Raw genomic sequence first — 17,595 nt, forward strand, 5'->3', positions numbered from 1 at the left:
CATGGCGCTTGTCAGTTGTGTCGGCGGCGTGAAAGGCTCCTGCTCGCTGCGGGGTTCCGCCAACTCCCCTATGTGTGCGGTGAGTTGACCTCGCTCGTGGATGCAGGAGTGCCATGCCCGACCTGCCGGCCCCCCAGGACGCCACCGAGGCGGAGCTGTTCTCGGAGTGCTGGGACGCGGTGCTCAGTTATGCCGATCTGTGCACCTCCGGATCGCTGACGGCTCATCAGCTGGCGACCGAGGCGTTCACGTCGGGCATGCGCGGGCTGCGGGCCGCCGGCACCGTCCCCGGGCGCGGCCCGGGCAGGCGACCGGGCCGGCTGCCGGCGATCCCGGAACTGCTCACCGCGGTACGGAACACGGCCGCGGGCTGGGAGGCCGGCGGGCAGGGACACAAGCTGGATCCCGACCTGCGGCTGTGGCTCAACTCCGGCGCGGCCGCCAGGTTCGCCGGGCCGCCGCCGGGGCGGCCGGTCGCGCTGCGGGGTCTGAGGGACATGCAGGAGTCGGACGCCGCGCTGCTGTGGCTCGCCGAGGTGGAGGCGCTGCCGCTGCCCGCCGTGGCCCGCCGGCTCGGCCTGGACCCGGCCACGGTGGACGGTGAACTCGACCAGGTGCGAGGCCTGTTCCGGGGCCGCTGCCACCGCGCGCACCTCGACTCGCCGATGGACGCGGAGTGCCGCGCGTACGCCCGGCTGCTGGACGCGGTGACCCGGTCGGCCGGCGCCGAGACACCGGCCGACCTCTCCCGGCACCTCGCCACCTGCGCGCCGTGCGCGGAGGCCGCGGCCTGTCTGCGCCTGCACGGCGGCGGCCTGCCCGCCGCCATCGCCGGCGGTGTCGTCGGCTGGGGCGGCCTCGCCTACCTGGAGCGCAGGCGGCGCGCCGCCGAGGTCCGGCTGGGCGCCGGCCGCCCGGACGAGGCCGGCACCGGCGGCGACCCGGAGGAGCGCGCGGGCCGCGGCCGGGCGCTGCGCGGCGGCCTGCTCGCCGCGGCCGTCCTGCTGTCGGCGCTGGCGCTCGGGGTGTCGATGATGCCGTTCGGCGGCTCCGGCGAGGACACGGCGGCGGCCCGCGACGACCGACAGCCGGTCGCCGACCCCGGCACGTTCCCCGTCACGAGCGGCTCCCCGTCACCCGGGGAATCGGCGTCCGGACACCCCGCCCACCGGGAATCGGCCTCCGCCGCCCCCTCCGCGACCGCTCCCCGTACCCGGCACGAGACCAGGAACCCCGGACCCGAACCCCAGGGCACCTCCTCCGGCACCACCGGTGCGGGACCCACCCGTTCCGGCGGGCCCGCCCCCACCTGCCGGGTCGCCTACGACCTGGTCGACCAGTGGCCCGACGGCTTCCAGGCCACCGTCACCGTCACCACCGCCGAGGCCCTCACCGGCTGGCAGGTCGCCTGGAGCTTCCGCGACGGCCAGCAGGTCGGCCAGATGTGGGACGCGACCGCCCACCAGGACGGCTCCCGGGCCACCGCCACCGCCGCCGACTACAACAGGTCGGTCGCCGCGCACTCCTCGCTGTCCTTCGGCTTCATCGCGTCCTGGCGGGACCGGAACCGGACACCGTACGAGTTCACGCTCAACGGGGAGACCTGCGCGGCAGGCTGAAATCCGTGGCGCCACGCCCGCGGAAAACCCGAGTTCTCGCCAAATCCCTCCACTCGCCCACTTGGCGCATTTATGCGAGGTGTCACCCCCAGGGGGGTCTGACCTCGCCGTAGTCGATCGACGCCGACGGCCGGAAGAGCCTCGCCCCGCCGTGCCCGGTGACCGGTCCGCGCCCTGGATACGCGCTGCCCGGGCGACCTACCTGGCAGTTCCGTCATTACCGGACGGTACCCCCGATGTGGCGCAATTCACTCGCCCGAAAACGGCGTTCTGCCACCATCAACGCCATCGAAAAATCGGCCATCGGCACTGCGGCGGGGGGCGTGGCCATGGGGCTGCTCGGCAATGACCTTGCGTTCGCGCAGTCTCTGTCCGCACAGGAGCGCGAGGGCGTCATGGCCCTCGGCAACCGGAAGCACTTCCCGCCCGACGCCCACCTGCTGACCGAGGGCGACCGGTCCAGCCATGTGCTGATCCTTCTTGACGGCTGGGCCACCGTCTCCGTCTCCACCGACCGGGGTGCCACCCGGCTGATACTCGGCCTGCGCGGACCCGGTGAACTGCTCGGCGAGATGGCCGCGCTGGACCCGCATCCGCGCAGTGCCACCGTGCGCGCGCTCGGCCCGATAGAGGCCCAGGTCATATCCGGGGACGCCTTCCGGCGCTTCCTCGCCCTGCACCCCCGCGTCAGCGGACTGGTGATACGCCAGCTCACCTTCCGGCTGCGCAGCGCCGACCAGGAACGGTCCGCGCTCGCCTCCCTCACCGTCCTGCAGCGCCTGGCCGGCCGGCTCAGCGAACTCTCCGCGGCCGAACCCGCCGGCCCCTACACCCCCGCCGCGGCGGGCCGTCCGTCCGGCCCCCCGCCCGCCGGTTCCGTCGTCCACCTGGCCCAGGACGAGCTGGCCGCCACCATCGGCGCCACCCGGGAGGCCGTGGCCAAGGCCCTGCGGCTGCTGCGCACCCAGCGCATCGTGCGCACCGGCAACCGGATGGTCGAGATCCTCGATCCGGCCCTGCTCGCCCTTCTCGCGGACGGCCATCACGAGTAACGCACCGCCCGCCGTGTGTAAACGGCTACAGACGGCCCCGCGTCCCGGGCCCGACGCTGTTGGGACGACCACCTCATCCACGAGCGCACAGCACCGCAGGGGGCACGGGTGAACCACGACGCGACGGAAATCACCGAGGAACACTACGAGTTGGTGATCAGCGTCGACGCCAGACGGTCCGGGGAGTACGACGACGTCGACAAGCCGCGGATGCGCGCCCGGATCTACCGGGTGCTGGAGACGGCCTTCACCCACGCCTCGGTGCCCCGCGACGCCCTCCACCTGGAGGACCGCGGGGACGGTGTGCTCGTGGCGGTCACCGGCCGCGTCGCGGTGAGCCGGCTGCTCGGCCTGTGGCTGGTCGAGGTGCGCGAGAAACTGCGGGACGAGAACCGAGGTCTGCGCGTGCCCCTGGGACTGCGCATCGGCATGCACGTCGGCCCGGTCCGCCACGACGACCGGGGCATCAGCGGACGCGCGGTCGACCTGGCCTGCCGGCTGGCCGACTCCGCCGTCGCCCGCCGCCTCCTCGACGCCAACGGGGCCGACCTGGTCCTGGTCACCTCCCAGTCCCTGTACGAGGACGTCGTCAGCGGCGGCGGCAAGTTCATCGAGCCCGGGCAGTACTCCCGGGCCCGGCTGCGGCTCAAGGAGGGCGAGGTCACCGCCTGGTGCCATCTGCCGGGCCTGCCCGCCCCGGAGATCCCCGCCGACACCCCGCCCGGAACCGCCGCCGAGGCGCCGCGCCCCGCCGCCGGCCCGGCGCCGGACACCGGCGCCCCCGTCCCGCCGGCGGCCGCCCCGTACCGGGAACGCCCGTCCGGCAACCAGTACACCGTGCACGGCGACATGTCCGAGCACCACGACAACGTCTACCAGCAGCCCGTGCACATCGGCCGGATCACCGGACGCGACGACGAGCGGCGCAAGGGCTGAGGCGGATGAGCGACGACCAGCAGCCGGACGCCCCGGCCGAGGACACCCCCGACAAGCCCGGCCGGGACCGCTCGCCCGAACCCGAGGACAAGAAGGGCCGCGACGAGCAGGCCCACGACGACGACGGCAAGGCCGACGGCGGGTCCGGCAAGGACGAAGACGCCGAGGACGAGGCCGCCGAGCGGGAGCAGGAACGCGAACGCGAACGGGAGCGCGCCGCCGGGCGGATCAAGGAGTACACCCGCGACCCCCTCGCCGCGGAGCAGAACGAGGACGGACCCACCGACCTCGCCGCCGCCACCCGGGCCCGACGCGCCACCCGGACGCTGTTCGACGTCGGCCGCGACCTGACCAGCTTCGACCGGTCGTACATCGGCAGCGCCATCATCGGCGACATCAACCTGAGCCTGGACGCCCGCCGGTCCGGCGCCGGCATGCGCAGCGGGCCCGTGCCCGAGGAGGAACTGCGCCGGCTGCGCCGCGTCCACGTGGAGCCGGCGGGCTACATACGGCTGCGCAACGCGCTGCGCGCCCGCCGGCTTCTCGTCCTCGGCGCCGCTCCGGGCACCGGGCGGACCAGTACGGCGCTCTCCCTCCTCGACGAGGTCACCACCGCGTCGGCCAACGGCGCCGAGCCGGAACCCGGCACCGGAACGCGGGTGCGGCGGGTCGACCCGGACGGCGGGGCACGGCAGCTCGCCGAGTCGCTGGACCACGCAAGCGGCGACGGCGAGGAGACACCGAGCGGTACCGGCTACCTGCTGGAGCTGTCCCTGACCCGGCCCGGCGCGCTGCCGCCCGCCGAGATGGACCTCGACGAACTCGCCGCGGCCCTGGAGCGCCGCGAGGCCTACGCGGTGATCGTCGTCACCGTCGGATCGGCCGCCAACGCGCTGCTCGCCGGCCGGTACGGCATGCTCTGCCCGCCCGCGCCCACCCGTGAACTGCTGCGCACCCGGCTGCTGGAACGGCTGGAGCGCCACGCGGCCACGGCCACGGCCCCGGACGACGGCCCGGGCCCGGCCGAACTGCTGGCCCGCGCCGAGGAACTGTGGGCCCGTGAGGAGGTCGAGGGCGTCGTCGGCCTGACGGACCTGCGCCCGGCGGAGGCCGAACTCCTCGCGTCCCTGCTGGCCGGCCATGTGCTCGGCGACATCTCCTACGAGGAACTGCTGGCCGGCTGCCGGAGCCTGGCCGCGAGCCAGGTGCAGGAGTGGTTCGCCGGGGTGGACCGGGCACTGACGGCACGGCCCGCCGGCACCGGGACCGGCGCGGGGCGCCCGGACACGGCGAACCTGTTCCACCCGGTGGCGTTCCGGATCGCCCTCGCCGTGCTCGGCGGCGCCTCGCACAGCGCGGTGGCCGCCGCGGCCCACCTGCTGACCTGGGAACTGTCCGTCCAGTGCGACCCCGACAACACCCCGGCCCGCCCGCTGTTCTGCGACGACCCGGAGGCCGACCTGGCGCTCTCGCGCGCCGAGGTGACCGACGGCCGGGTCGAGGTGGCCGGCGGCGAGGTCCCGGCCCGGCTGATCTGGTACCGGGGCACCGCCCTGCCCTCGGCGGTCCTGACCGAGCTGTGGGACCGGCACTTCCCGGTCCGGGCACCGGTGGTGCGCTGGCTCAGGCTGCTCGCGGACGATCCGCGCTCCCAGGTGTGGATGCGCGCCGCGGTGGCCGCGGGCGAGCTGTGCGTACGGGACTTCGACTACGGCTACACCGAGCTGGTGCGGCCGCTCGCCGAGGCGGCCACGCCCCGCCGCAGGATCTTCGCGGCCACCACCCTGGACCAGGCCGCCGGCCACGGCACCCACCGCGGGACGGTGCACCGGCTGGTCGGCGACTGGAGCCGCAACGGCACCAACGCGCTGCGCTGGACGGCGGCGATGGCGCTCGGCTACGGCAACGCGGCGGCCACCACGGACGACACGCTGGACACCCTCGCCAGGATCGGGGTCCGCGAGGACGGGGACCAGCTCGCGGTCGCCTCCTTCAACGTCGTACGGCTGCTGGCGCTGCCGGACGCGGACCAGGTGCTGACGCGGATCGCCGAGTGGACCCACCACAAACGCGAGGCGTACCAGGACCTGGGCCTCGTGACCACCGTACGGCTGTCGCTGACCACGGTGGACGAGGTGCTGACGGACGACCCCGGCGCACCCCTGGCCGACCGGGGCGACTGGCCGCTGCCGCTCGCCCTGGCCGCCACCCGCCCCGAACTCGTCGGCCCCATGGCCGACCTGATGTGGACGGCCCTCAACACCGCCCGGGCCAGGGACGTGGCGATGGACGCGCTGGAACGTCTGCTGCGGTCCGCCGTCCGCAAGGACGGCACCGAGTGGACCCGGCCGGGGCTCGCGGCACTGCTGCCCGCGCTGGCCACCGAGGACCACGACCAGCGGCGGCTGGACTGGCTGCTGCGCCACATGATGAACGACCCCGAGAACCCCCTCCTCGACGCGCGGGCGCGCGACCTGTGGTGGCTCGCCGTCACGCCACGGCGGCCGGACCGCCGGGAGCGCACGCGCCGGGAGAGGACCCGCGAGGAGGACAGGAATGGCTGACGACGAGGACGAGACGGCGGCCGGGGGGCCGGTGCCCGCGGGACCGTTCCTGCGGGAGTACGCCCCGCTCGGCACCTTCCCGGCGGCGAGCGCGCAGAAGGCCTCGGTGCTGTTCTACCGCAACGGCGGCCACAGCGTGGTCACCGTCTCCGGGGTGCGGCACGTGGACAAGCGGACGCTGGCCCGGCCGTACAACGTCTGCGAGATCGCCCAGGGCACGTACGTCTCGCCGCTCCAGCTCGAACTGCCGGCCGCCGGCGGCACCAGCTTCTTCAAGGCCGAGGTGGACATCGAGTGGGAGGTGACCGACCCCCATCTGGCCGCCGTCCAGGTCGTGACCGATGTCGCCGCCCGGCTCACCTCCCCGGTGCTGGAACGGCTGCGCGAGATCACCCTGACCTACCGGGTGACCGACGCCGAACAGGCCAACCGCGTCATCACCAGGGAGTGCGTCGGCGGCCGCTGGAGCGACCTGGGCAGTGAACTCGGCCTGCGGGTAAGGCTGTACGTCCGCCTCGGGGTGAACGACGAGGCCATCGAGTACGCCAAGCAGCGGCGCGGGGCGCAGGCCGACGCCGAGGTCACCCGGGTCCGCCAGGACTCGTTCCGGCGCATGCTGCAGGGCGGCGAGCTGGAGCAGCTCAGCTTCATGCTGGCCGCCGACCCCGAGGGCGCCAAGGACTTCCTGGAAAAGATCCGCCAGGAGGGCCGGCAGGACGAGCGGGAGCGGGTCGACCGGCTGTACACCATGGCGCTCAGGGGCGAGCTGCACGCCGCTGACGTGGAGACTCAGGTCCTCAACCTGCTCAACCAGGACCAGCGCCGCCCGCTCCAGGGGCCCATCGGCGCGGTACCGGCCCGCAGGGAGCCGCGCCAACTGGAACCCGCCGCCGAGGAGCCGTACACCCCTGACTGGGTGTCGGACGAACCGCCCCGGCGGCGCTCCCACCGGGCCGAGTCGCACCGCGCGCAGACCTATCGGACGGAGACCTACCGCACCGAGTCCACCCGGGAGGTGCACCGCGCCGAGGCCCACCTGGACGACGGCACCGTCGCCGACGAACCGCCCTCCCGCCCCCGCCGCGGACCCGAGGCCTACCCGGCGGACGACTACGACCGGGAGCCGCCGCGGGCCCGGACGTACCGGCCGCTCGACCCGGCGGACGACTACGACCGGCAGCCGCCGCGCGGCCGGACGTCCCGTCCGGAACTCGACCCGGCGGACGACTACGACCGGGAGCCGGACCGGGGCAACGCCCGGCGCTCCGGGCCCTACCCGGCCGACGACTTCGAACGCGAGCCCTCGCGGGGCCGGACGTACCGTCCGGAACCCGGTCCCGAGGACGACTACGAGCCGCCGCCGCGGCGCGGCCGGACGTACCGGCCCGAGCCGGAACCGGCGGACGACCACCACCGCGAGCCGTCCAGGGGCCGGACCTACCGGCCCGAGCCCTATCAAGCGGACGACTACGACCGCGAGCCCGCCCGGGGCCGGACCTACCGGCCGGAGCACGCCGACGACTACCCGGCCGACGACTACGACCGGGAGCCGCCGCGCGGCCGCAGACGCCCGCGCGACGACGGCTGGTCCTGGGCGGAAGAGGACGGATGACCGCCGAGGACGAGGCCGCCAGGACCTCCCCCGCCCCGACCGTGCACGTACCGGACGGGGGTCGGCACAGCCACGGCGGGGCGGGGGAGCGCATCGCCGAACGACTGCTCGACACCATCCGCGAGGACCTCGGACGAGCCGACTCGAAGGCCGCCGTACTGCTGTCCGGGACGCTCGCGCTGCCCGCCTTCCTGCTGGGACGGCACGGCCCACCGGGCTGGCGCGGACCCGCCGACGTGCCGCTGGTCCTCGCCGGGGTGTTCTGGGCCGGCGCGGTGATCGCGCTGGTCGGCGCGGTGATGCCGCGCACCGGCACGCGCCGCGGCCGGGACGGGGTCACGTACTTCGGTGACCTGGTGGCCGCCCGCGACCTCACGGGGCTGTACGCCCGGGTGGCCGAGGCCGGGCGCGACCCCGCCGGGTGGCTGCTCGTCCAGGCCGTCGACGTCAGCTCGATCCTGTCCGCCAAGTACCGGGCCATCCGCTGGGGCATGGGCTCGCTCGCCCTCTCGGCGGCGCTGGCCCTGGCCTGGGGCCTGACCCCGCGCTGAGCGGGTCCGCCCGCACCGAGCACTCCACATGCACAAACGAACGAGGAAACAGGGGACCGCCGTGGAAACAGTCACGGGAAGACGGCAAGGGCGATGGGGCGGGATGCGCCGCGCCGCGGTCGCGGTGCTGGCGGGGGCCGCGTTGTCCGGCGCCCTCCTGGCACCACCGGGTCACGGCCCGGTGCCGGTGGCGGAGACGACGCCGGCGTTCCCGGCGGTCAACTACGCCGTGGCCGTCGACGAGTCCGCGAGCCTCGCCGCCGCGGACATGAAGGCCGAGAAGGCCGCCGCCGCCCGGATCGCGCTCGGCGACGTCTCCTCCCAGTCCCACGTCACCGTCTTCGGCTTCGCCGCCGCCGAGTCCGACGGCCAGCGCGCGGTGGACCCGGTGTGCCCGCGGACCGCGCTGGACGCGGCGGGCCGCGACACCATCGGAAGCTGCGTCACCAAGCTGCGCAGCCGGACGAAACGCCAGGGCACCGGCACCGACTTCCCGAGCGCGATACGCCAGGGCGTGCACGACCTCACCGACGGCACCGACCCGTCCCAGCCCCGTGTGCTGTTCCTGCTCACCGACGGCTACATGGACGTCGGCGACAGCCCCAAGTACGGCGACCCCGCGCACCGCGACGACGAGGGCGACCGGCAGCTCGGTCTGGCGTTGAAGGAGGCCAGGGACGAGCACGTGCAGGTGTGGCCGCTCGGCTTCGGGGACCAGCCGCGCATGGACGAACTGAAGCGGATGGCGGCCGGCGGATACCAGAAGGGCTGCGTCGACCTGCCGTCCGCGACCCCCGAACCGAAGAAGGTCGAGCCGGAGGCCCTCGGCAGCACGCTCGAGGACATCTTCGCCGCCGCCCACTGCCTGCGGCACGAGCGCGGACCCGACCCGAAACGGCCGCCGTCCACCCAGGAGATCGCCATCTCCCCGCTGGCGACCGTGGGCAGCATCGTGGTCGACAAGGGCGACCCCGCGGTCGAGATCACGTACTACGACCCCAAGGGCAACAAGGTGCCCACGCACGGCAAGTACCGCAAGTCGTCCTTCGAGCTGGCCGGTGGCAACGGTGTGGTGGAGGCGCTGAAGATCGTCGACCCGCTGCCCGGACCCTGGAAGGTGAAGGCCGAGGCACCCGAGGGACACCGCTCGCTGCCCGTCTCCGTCAGCGTGCTGTGGCAGGGCGAGCTGCGCGGCGCCATCACCATGGACCCGCCCTCCCCGCAGGCCGGGGACGAGGTCAAGGTGACCATGCGGCTGCAGACCCGCGAGGGCTACCAGATCAAGGACCCCCGCGACTACGACGGGCTGCGGGTGCGCAGCGCGCTCACCGGCGACGGATTCACCCCGCTGAAGCTGGACCTCACCGACGACGGCAAGGCCGCCGACCCCACGGCGAGCGACGGCTCGTTCACCGGTTCCGTGCGCGTCCCGAAGGACGCCGACGGAGCGCTGAAGGTGAGTGCCACGCTGACCGCCGCCGGGCTCAGCGCCGACACCCGCAGCGAGACCGGCGAGGTCGCCCCCGGCCAGCTGCCCGTCACCACCTCGCTCGACCTGCCCGCCGCCGACGTCCACCCGGGCGCCCGGATCAGCGGCACCCTGGCCGTGCACAACACCAGCGGCACCGCGCACACCCTGCGGCTCGCCGTGGCCGACCTCCAGCCCGGACTGCTCTCCGTCAGCCCCGCGCGGATCACGCTCGCGCCCGGCGAGTCCGGCACCCGAAAGGTGACCGTCGAGGTCGCCCCCGCCGGCGTCTTCGGCGACCGCCTCGGCGACGACGGGCTGAAACTCGCCGGCACCGTCACCGTCGCCGACACCACCGACCACGACCGGACCCTCGTACGCTCCCCGCTCTCGGTGCGGGTGACGCCCGAACCCGGCTTCTGGGACAAGTACAAGTGGGTGATCCTGGGCGCCGCCGCCCTGCTGGTGGTGCTCGCCCTGGTCGCCGTGGCCTGGGTGCGCCAGCGCCGGCGCGCCAAGGACCCGTACGGCCTGACGCTGCAGCTCGTCGCGGAGGACGGCAGCGTCCTCTCCGAGCACCAGGCCGGGCACGGCCAGAAGCAGTGGTACGAGTTCACCGTCGCCGAACCCCACCGCAGCCCCCGCATCGAACGACGCCCCCACGGCCCGTACGCCGTCCAGCGCAACCCCAAGGGCGGCGGAGCGGTGCTGCGCAAGAAGGGCGGCGGCCGGAGCCTGGTGCCCGTCCGCGGCCCGGTCCCGCTGACCGAGACGCTGCAACTGGCCCTCGGCGAGGACAGACGTCCCCCGAAGCAGAAGCGCCGCGGGCAGCCGCCCCGTCCCCGCCCCGAGCCCGGCACCCCCGGTCCCGGCACCGCCGAGAGCAGCACCCCCGGCGCCTACAGCTCCTACGAATGACGCCGGGGGCGGGCGGGGAGCCCGATCGCTCCCCGCCCGCCCGGCACACCGCACCGCATCGCACCGCGGCCATCGAGCCGCACGCACCACGCAGAAGGTCCCAGCACGAACCCGCGGCCGCCCCGGCCGCGAGCGGGGAGGAAACCATGAAGATCTTCCAGCCGATGCTCTTCGTCGGCCTGGGCGGCACCGGGGGACTGGTCGGCGCCGAACTCGAACGCAGACTGCGCACCGACCTGTGCGGGCCGGACGGCATGGCACTGACCCGGCAGAGCGGCCAGGCCCCCTACCAGCTCCCGGACTGCCTCCAGTTCGTCTACGCCGACTACAGCGAGACCGACCTGCAGCGGCTGCCGCAGTTCAACGTGGACCCCTCGCTGCGCGCCGCCTACGCCCGCACGTCCCGGGCCACCCACCACCTGCTGCCGAACTTCGACAGTTCACCGGAGGTCACCAAGATGCTCCGGGCCAGCATGCGCGAGGAGGTGGCCGGCTGGCTCCCGCCGGTCATCGGCGAGCCCGAGGTCACCCCGCTGCACAACGGCGCGGGCCAGCTCCCCACCGTCGGCCGCGCCGCCCTGTTCGCGACCCTCCGGCACGGTCTCGCACCGGTCCTCGAGCCGCTGCTGCAGGCGATCGACGCCATCGCCAAGTCGGCGGGCGAACTCAGCGAGCTGGGCGGCGGCAGGGTCAGCGGCTGCGACGTGTTCGTCGCCTTCTCGGTGGCCGGCGGCACCGGAGCCGGTATCTTCCTGGACTACCTGCACCTCATCAACTACGCCTTCCAGGTACGGCGGTTCGAGGGCGTCAAGATCTACCCGCTGGTGGTCATGCCGTCGTCGTTCTCCTCCGCCACCGGCGGCGGACGCGAGGCGGAACTCAACGCGGCCAGGGCCCTGGTGGACCTGTTCCGGCTGGTGGACCGGCAGAACGCGCCCACCGAGGGCGCCGAGATCGGCGACCTCGACCACGACGCCGGCTTCGCCATCCGCTACCCGGGCACCACCCCCGTCCGGCTGCGCACCGGAATCCTGCCCACGGCCTTCCTGTTCAGCCCGACCGCCGGCATCCGCGCCGACGACCTGCGCCGCTCCATCGTCTCCCTGGTGATGTCGCTGATCGGCACCGAGCTGGGCGACGGCCGCTCCCGGGGCCGCAAGACGGCCGCCGACGACGACTACCAGACCTTCTCCGCGAGCTTCATCAACCGTGGTGTCGCCCGCAGTTCGCTGTCGCCGACCGGCATCGGCCGGCAGGGCGTCTCCACCAGCCTGGTCGCCTCCATGACCGCACCCATGGACCAGCTCGCCGACCTGGTGGCCGGACGGATGCTGCGGGAGGCGGTCACCGAGCTGGTGGAACGGCCGCGGGCCGCCCTGCGCGGCGACAACGGGGTGCTGATGATCCGCCAGCTCTTCGCCGACTCCCACCTGGAAGAGCTGTGGGAACGGCGGCAGTTGCCGGTGCCCGAGCCCGAACCGCTGCCGCGCGGCGGCAAGAACGTCGAGCAGGCGCTGGGTGAGCGCATCGGCGACATGCAGCGCCAGCTGTCCGCCCTGCGCGTGGACGCCGAGCACCAGGCCGCCGTCATGGCCGACCGGTTCGCCCCGCGCCCCGCCATCGACAAGCTGCTGCAGAGCGCCGACCCCTTCCTCGCCGAACGCGTCGTGCGCGGCATATCCGACAGTGATCACGGGATCGTCCGGCTCGGCTTCCTCGGCATGCTGGACAGCCGCGCCCGCGCCCCGCAGCGCCCGGCGGGGGTCACCGAACAGCCGCCCAAGATCCCCCGGATCAAGGGACAGCTGGCCGGCATGGCGCCGGCCCGCTGGGGCGACGAGGCCGTCCAGGCCGCCATCCGGGAGCAGGACGCCTGGTACGAGTGGCGCTGCCGGCTGATCTGGCACGAGGCCTGGCGCGATCAGCAGCAGGTCTGGCAGCCCCACGCGGACGCGGCCGGAGCCGACCTGGACCGCCTGGTGCGGGCCTTCCGCAGCCACGGCGACCAGGAGCGCAAGGCCTCCGCGCAGAAGGGCCACGAGCTGTACGAGGACCGCACCGGCATCTCCTACCTGCTGCCGCCGCAGCGCACCCTCAACCACTTCTACGAGGACGTGGTCGCCCGGCTGATCCGGCGTGAGGGCCTGCGGGAGACCGACTACGAGGCGGCGCTGCTGCTCAAGCTGGTCGACGGGGACACCTGGCGCCGCGTCCACACCCGCAGCCGCCGTGACCCGGACGGCGCCGTCGCCCAGGTCAAGGGACAGCTCGAGGCCCGCATCACCCGGTTGTTCGCCGAGAGCGGCACCCATCTGGAGGAGCGGCCGCTGCTGCCGGCCATGGGGACCCTGCTGTCCGCCGCGGCGGGCGACCAGGAGGCCACCGACCAGGTCAGCAAGGAGGCGCTCGACCTGTTCGGACGCAAGCTCGCCGGGCTGCTGCCCGTCGGCTTCACCCCGGAGGGCACCGGACCGCTGCGGGTCCTGGTCACCCACCCGAGGGTGCAGGCCGCGGAGGAGGTGCAGGAGTACCTGGGCAAGACGCTGCGGCTGCCCTCGGACGCCAAGAACTCCGTGGAGTACCGGGCGGTGGAGAGCGACTCGATCACCGTGGTCCTCTTCCGTAGCGAGATGAGCCTCACCCAGGTGCCCGAGGCCCGCAAGGTGCTGCGCCAGTGGGCCAGGGCGAAGGAGTCCGAGCAGGCCCAGGACGTACTGCGCTGGCGGCAGCGCCTGGGCCACCGCGACAGCTGGATGGTCAGCAGCGAGGAGGACCGGCGCACCATCCTGCACCGGCTGCTGTGCTGCGTGTGGAACGGCCAGGTGGACGTGGTGGACGGCGACCCGGCCTCCCCGGAACGCGTCAGGCTGCGGCTGTTCCCCGAGGCGGGCCCGAACGTGCCCGGCGTCCGGCTGCGCCTGGGCGACTTCCCCGGCGGGGTGTCGAGCTGGGCGGAGCTGCTGCGGTCGTACGAGCGCTGGACGGTCCTCGACGACGAGCGGACCGTGGAGGACTACTGCCGTGAGCTGATGGGCGCACAGCCGCTGGGGCTGGCCCGGACCGGCAGCGAACCGCACCCGCTCTTCGTCGACCTGGTCGAGAAGATCGCCCCGCGCCAGCTCGAGCTCCTGGCCGACCGCCGGGAGCGCGGCGGCGAGCGGGTCGAGGGCTGGGTGCGGCCGCTGTGGGAGTTCTGGGCGGAGACCCTGCCGGCCGCGCTGGACAAGGAGTTCGGCGACCAGCGCGCCGTCCAGCCGACCCTGCGCACCCTGCTGGAACACGTGCGCGGCGGCGCACCGGGGCGGCCCCGGGGTCGCGACGACGTTCCCCGGCCCCGGCGAGCGGCGGCCGGGGACGACGACTGGGGCACCGCCCCCGTCTCCTCCTACGACACCCACCGGGGAGCCGCCGACCGCGAGGACCGGGACGGCGGCGACGCCGCCCGCCCGCGCGGCTACGACCGGCCGTTCGGGGAGGAACGGCCGTACACCGAGGACCGCCCGTACACCGAGGACCGCCCGTACGCGGAGGACCGCCCGTACGGTGGCGACCGGTCGTACGGCGACGATCGGTCGTACGGTGAGGAGCCGCGGCACGCGGAGGACCGCGGCGCCCGGTTCCGCAAGGACGACGACGAGGGCCGGGGCGACCCGGAGGGCGCCCGTCGGCGCGGCTACGAGCGGGCGTACGGCGAGGACCGCGGCGGCCGGCGCGGCACGGACGACGACGAGAGCCGCGAGCCCTGGGGCGAACGGGAGGGCCGCCGGGACGGCCGTTCCGCCACCGGGAGCGGTGCGGAGGAACGACCTCGCCGCGAGGACGTGCCCACGGTGCCGTGGGACGACTCCGCGGGTCCGGGAACGTACGGCGGAGGCGACGAACGCGACCGGTCCCGCCGCAACCCCTGGGACGGTGACGCGCAGTGAGCCGTACTCAGGACTTCGCGGCCGTCGTTCACCTGGACCTGCGCGCGGGAGCGGCGGAGCTGGACAGCGCTCAGGCCCTGCGCACCCGGGTGGCCCGGCAACTGGGCCGGGCCGGGCTGCCGGAACCCGACGACCCGCTCTTCCTGGTGGTCGACACCCCGGCCGGGCTGACCGACCACCAGCTCCAGTACGAACTGCTCACCGGCTACCGGGCGGTGGGCGAGGTCAGGCTGCTGGTGCTGCTGGTCGGCAGCGCGCCGGGCTCGTACGCCGGCGAGGACGAGGCGTTCCAGCCCGACCGCAGGCTGGTGCGGCCCGCCGTGCTGCGCACCTCGGGCACCGGGCTGCTGTGGGCCGGTGATCTGCGCTCGGCGCACACCGCGCTCGAGCAGCCCGCCGCCGACGACCCGGACGCCCTGGCGGTCCTGGTCGACGTGCTGTCGGTGCCCGACCTGTACCGGGGGGTGCTGGCGGCGATCGGGTCGCTGCCCGAGGCCGTCGCCGCGCCCGGGGTGCGGCTGCTGGAGCAGGACCTGCCGCCGGAGGTGCGCGACCGGGCCTGGCGTGACGCGCTCACCCGGTTCGCGGGTGAGGACACCGAACTCGCGCCGGACGTCCTGCTGACCGCCTCCTCCGGAGCCGATCTGCCGGAGCCGCTGCGCCGGCTGGTGGCGGCCCGCGGCGGCCGGGACCAGCGGCACCGGGAGCCCGGCGGGGTGGCCGACGACGCCTACCGCGCCTGCGCGGAGGCCCTCGACCACGCCGAGGAGTCGCTGGCCGGGCTGGGGAGCCTGCCTGGGCTGCTGCGGCCCGGCCGCCGGGACGCGTTCGAGGCGGACGTCGACCAGGCCCGCCAGGCGCTGGACGAGTACCGGGACATCGTCGGCACCGCCCTGCGCGGTGGCGGCGCGACCGCGTCCCCCGCCGAGTCGGCGGCCCGGCTCACGGCCCTCGGTCTGCGGGTGCCGTCCGCCGAGGGCATCGGGGAGCGGATCGGCGAGGGCCTGCGGGAGTTCGCCGGAAAACTGCTAGGCCAGGCGCTGCCCATGCGGTCGGTGGCCCAGCGCTTCACGGGACTGGCCGGGCGGGCGGAGCCGGTACCGGGTTCGGCGCTGCTGCCCAAGCTGGCCGCCCTCCCCGGTGCTCGCGGTGACGCGCGCACGGCCGCCGACGGCACCGGTGCCGGGGACCGGCGCTCCGGTACGGCGGACGACGCCGCGGTGCCCGGCATCCTGGTCGCCACTGCGCTCGCGGCCGTCGCCGGGGTGCTCGGCGCGCTGTGGCGGGGGCCGTTCCTCCCGCTGGCGCTCCTCGTCCCCCTGCTGTTCGTCGGTATGGCGGAGCTCGGGAAGGCCCGGCTGCGCGGTGCCGGACGCCCCGGCCGCTGGGCCGTCGCCCCCCGCGTCGCCGCGTTCGCGGGCGCCGGGGCCGGGGTGGCCGTGGCGTACGCGGCCGGGCCCCCGCCGCTGCTCGGCGGCGCCGCCCTGGTGGCCGGGCTCGGCGTCGCCGTGGAGACGGTCCGCCGGCTGTGGCACGCGGCGGCCGCCGCCTGGGCGCCGGGCCGTACGACGGACGCGCTGCGGCACACCCTGGACCGGCTCGACGCCCTGCTGGCCGAGGCGGTCGGCGAGCACTGGGCCGTCGAGGAGCGCCTGTACTGCGCCGACGCCGCCCGGTCCGTCGCCGGCATGCTGCGTGCGACGGCCGCGGCCGCCGAGGCCGAGGCGGCGCCCGAGGCCGAGCGGTTCGAGGCGCCCGGCGCCTTCGCCGCACCGGACACCGGCCCGCCCGCCGAGGACGACTGGCTCACCGGCCCCTCCGCCCTGGAGACGGACGACGCCGGTCCCGACGACGCGGAGGACGACTGGGCCGGCGTGTACGCCTGGCAGGACGGCCCGGCCTGGCAGGACGGGCCCGCGTGGGAGGAGCCCGCCGGCGACGAAGGGCACGGCAACGGGCCGCGGGAGAGCCGGGGGAGGACCCCCGGCGCGTCCCGGGGGGAACGCGCCAAGGGGGTTCCGCGCTGGCTGGAGCGGGACAGCGGCGAGGGCGGACCCGAGCTGGTCGCCACCCTGGCCGCCGATCTGACGGACGCCGCCCTGGAGGCGATGAAGCCGTACTGGGGTGCCGTCGAACGCGGCCAGGCCGGCGCCCTCGCCGTGCGGCGCACCGAGGAGCGGGTCCGCGAGGTGCTGTCGACGGCCCGCCGCCACCTCCAGCACAACGGGGTGCTGGCCGCACCGCCGTTCGCCGCCGCCCGCCGGGTCCGCGCGACCTCGGCGAACCTGCTCGGCACCGACCCGCACCGGCCGGCCGAACTGGTCGGCGCGGAGACCGACCGGCAGTCCGTGGTGCAACTGTCCTCGCCCGAACAGGGCACACTGCTCAGCCGCGACCCGGCGGCCGCCGTGTGGCTCAGGTTCGCGCCGCTGGCCGTCCGCGACGAGGTGGAGAAGGCGTGGCGGTCGAGCGGTTCGGTCCAGCCGGAGGACGTCCTGTGGACCTCCTCGGGACGGTACGCCGGCCTGGTGCGGCTCACCCCGCTGCGGATGGGCGTGGTGGACACCGTCCGGCCCCGCTACGGAACCGGCCCCGGCGACGGCACGGACCCGTACGGCCGCAGGACCCCGGACGAGCCGGGGAACCCGTACGACCGCCCGCGCCCCTCCGGCCGGCAGGACGCCTACGACCGGACGCACTACGACCGGACGGACTACGACCGTACGGGCCACTACCGGCAGGACTCCTACGACCGGACGGATGGGTACGGGAGGGATGCGTACGGGACGGACTCCTACGGGACGGACTCCTACGCGTACGACCCGCCGCCCTCGGCGTACGAACAGGCGAGCGACTACGAGCAGGCGACCCCGTACGAACAGGCGCCCCCCTACGACCGTCCCGATCCGGACGACCGAGGGGACGGCGACCGCTGGTGACCCGCACCCC

General features: G+C 74.9%; 9 protein-coding genes. All 9 read left to right on the forward strand.

Annotated features, from left to right (window positions below; all coding sequences use genetic code 11):
- Window positions 1-113 precede the first annotated feature (113 nt).
- Complete coding sequence (locus AB0924_RS14530) at window positions 114-1,619, forward strand: cellulose-binding domain-containing protein (RefSeq protein WP_366911537.1); 1,506 nt, start codon at window positions 114-116, stop codon at window positions 1,617-1,619.
- Window positions 1,620-1,948: 329 nt separating this feature from the next.
- Entirely contained in the window at window positions 1,949-2,671 is a 723-nt protein-coding gene (locus tag AB0924_RS14535) for a Crp/Fnr family transcriptional regulator (RefSeq protein ID WP_358935291.1), read from the forward strand.
- Window positions 2,672-2,779: 108 nt separating this feature from the next.
- Window positions 2,780-3,607 carry a hypothetical protein gene (locus AB0924_RS14540; RefSeq protein WP_366911538.1) on the forward strand — a complete coding sequence of 276 codons (828 nt, stop codon included), beginning with the start codon at window positions 2,780-2,782 and terminating at the stop codon, window positions 3,605-3,607.
- A 5-nt stretch (window positions 3,608-3,612) separates the two neighbouring features.
- On the forward strand, window positions 3,613-6,171 hold the full coding sequence (locus tag AB0924_RS14545) for a hypothetical protein (protein ID WP_366911539.1): 2,559 nt from the start codon (window positions 3,613-3,615) through the stop codon (window positions 6,169-6,171).
- Window positions 6,164-7,783 (forward strand): hypothetical protein, encoded by a 1,620-nt coding sequence (locus AB0924_RS14550; protein ID WP_366911540.1) that lies wholly within the window; start codon window positions 6,164-6,166, stop codon window positions 7,781-7,783. Before AB0924_RS14545 ends, AB0924_RS14550 begins: the two co-directional genes overlap by 8 nt.
- Window positions 7,780-8,334: a Pycsar system effector family protein gene (locus AB0924_RS14555; RefSeq protein WP_366911541.1), complete on the forward strand. Its 555-nt coding sequence runs from the start codon at window positions 7,780-7,782 to the stop codon at window positions 8,332-8,334. Before AB0924_RS14550 ends, AB0924_RS14555 begins: the two co-directional genes overlap by 4 nt.
- A 103-nt stretch (window positions 8,335-8,437) precedes the next feature.
- Entirely contained in the window at window positions 8,438-10,720 is a 2,283-nt protein-coding gene (locus tag AB0924_RS14560) for a VWA domain-containing protein (protein WP_366911542.1), read from the forward strand.
- Window positions 10,721-10,866: 146 nt separating this feature from the next.
- Entirely contained in the window at window positions 10,867-14,646 is a 3,780-nt protein-coding gene (locus tag AB0924_RS14565; protein ID WP_358935269.1) for a tubulin-like doman-containing protein, read from the forward strand.
- Entirely contained in the window at window positions 14,643-17,585 is a 2,943-nt protein-coding gene (locus AB0924_RS14570) for a hypothetical protein (protein ID WP_366911543.1), read from the forward strand. The genes AB0924_RS14565 and AB0924_RS14570 overlap by 4 nt, the downstream gene beginning before the upstream one ends.
- Window positions 17,586-17,595: the final 10 nt, after the last annotated feature.

The sequence above is a fragment of the Streptomyces sp. NPDC047869 genome, from assembly GCF_040704065.1.
Taxonomy (GTDB): domain Bacteria; phylum Actinomycetota; class Actinomycetes; order Streptomycetales; family Streptomycetaceae; genus Streptomyces.

Excerpts from the sequence above, each read along its gene's own strand:
- AB0924_RS14545 (WP_366911539.1), top strand. The coding sequence starts at position 3,613 with ATGAGCGACGACCAGCAGCCGGACGCCCCGGCCGAGGACACCCCCGAC.
- AB0924_RS14560 (WP_366911542.1), top strand. The coding sequence starts at position 8,438 with ATGCGCCGCGCCGCGGTCGCGGTGCTGGCGGGGGCCGCGTTGTCCGGC.
- AB0924_RS14555 (WP_366911541.1), top strand. The coding sequence starts at position 7,780 with ATGACCGCCGAGGACGAGGCCGCCAGGACCTCCCCCGCCCCGACCGTG.
- AB0924_RS14565 (WP_358935269.1), top strand. The coding sequence starts at position 10,867 with ATGAAGATCTTCCAGCCGATGCTCTTCGTCGGCCTGGGCGGCACCGGG.
- AB0924_RS14550 (WP_366911540.1), top strand. The coding sequence starts at position 6,164 with ATGGCTGACGACGAGGACGAGACGGCGGCCGGGGGGCCGGTGCCCGCG.
- AB0924_RS14535 (WP_358935291.1), top strand. The coding sequence starts at position 1,949 with ATGGGGCTGCTCGGCAATGACCTTGCGTTCGCGCAGTCTCTGTCCGCA.
- AB0924_RS14530 (WP_366911537.1), top strand. The coding sequence starts at position 114 with ATGCCCGACCTGCCGGCCCCCCAGGACGCCACCGAGGCGGAGCTGTTC.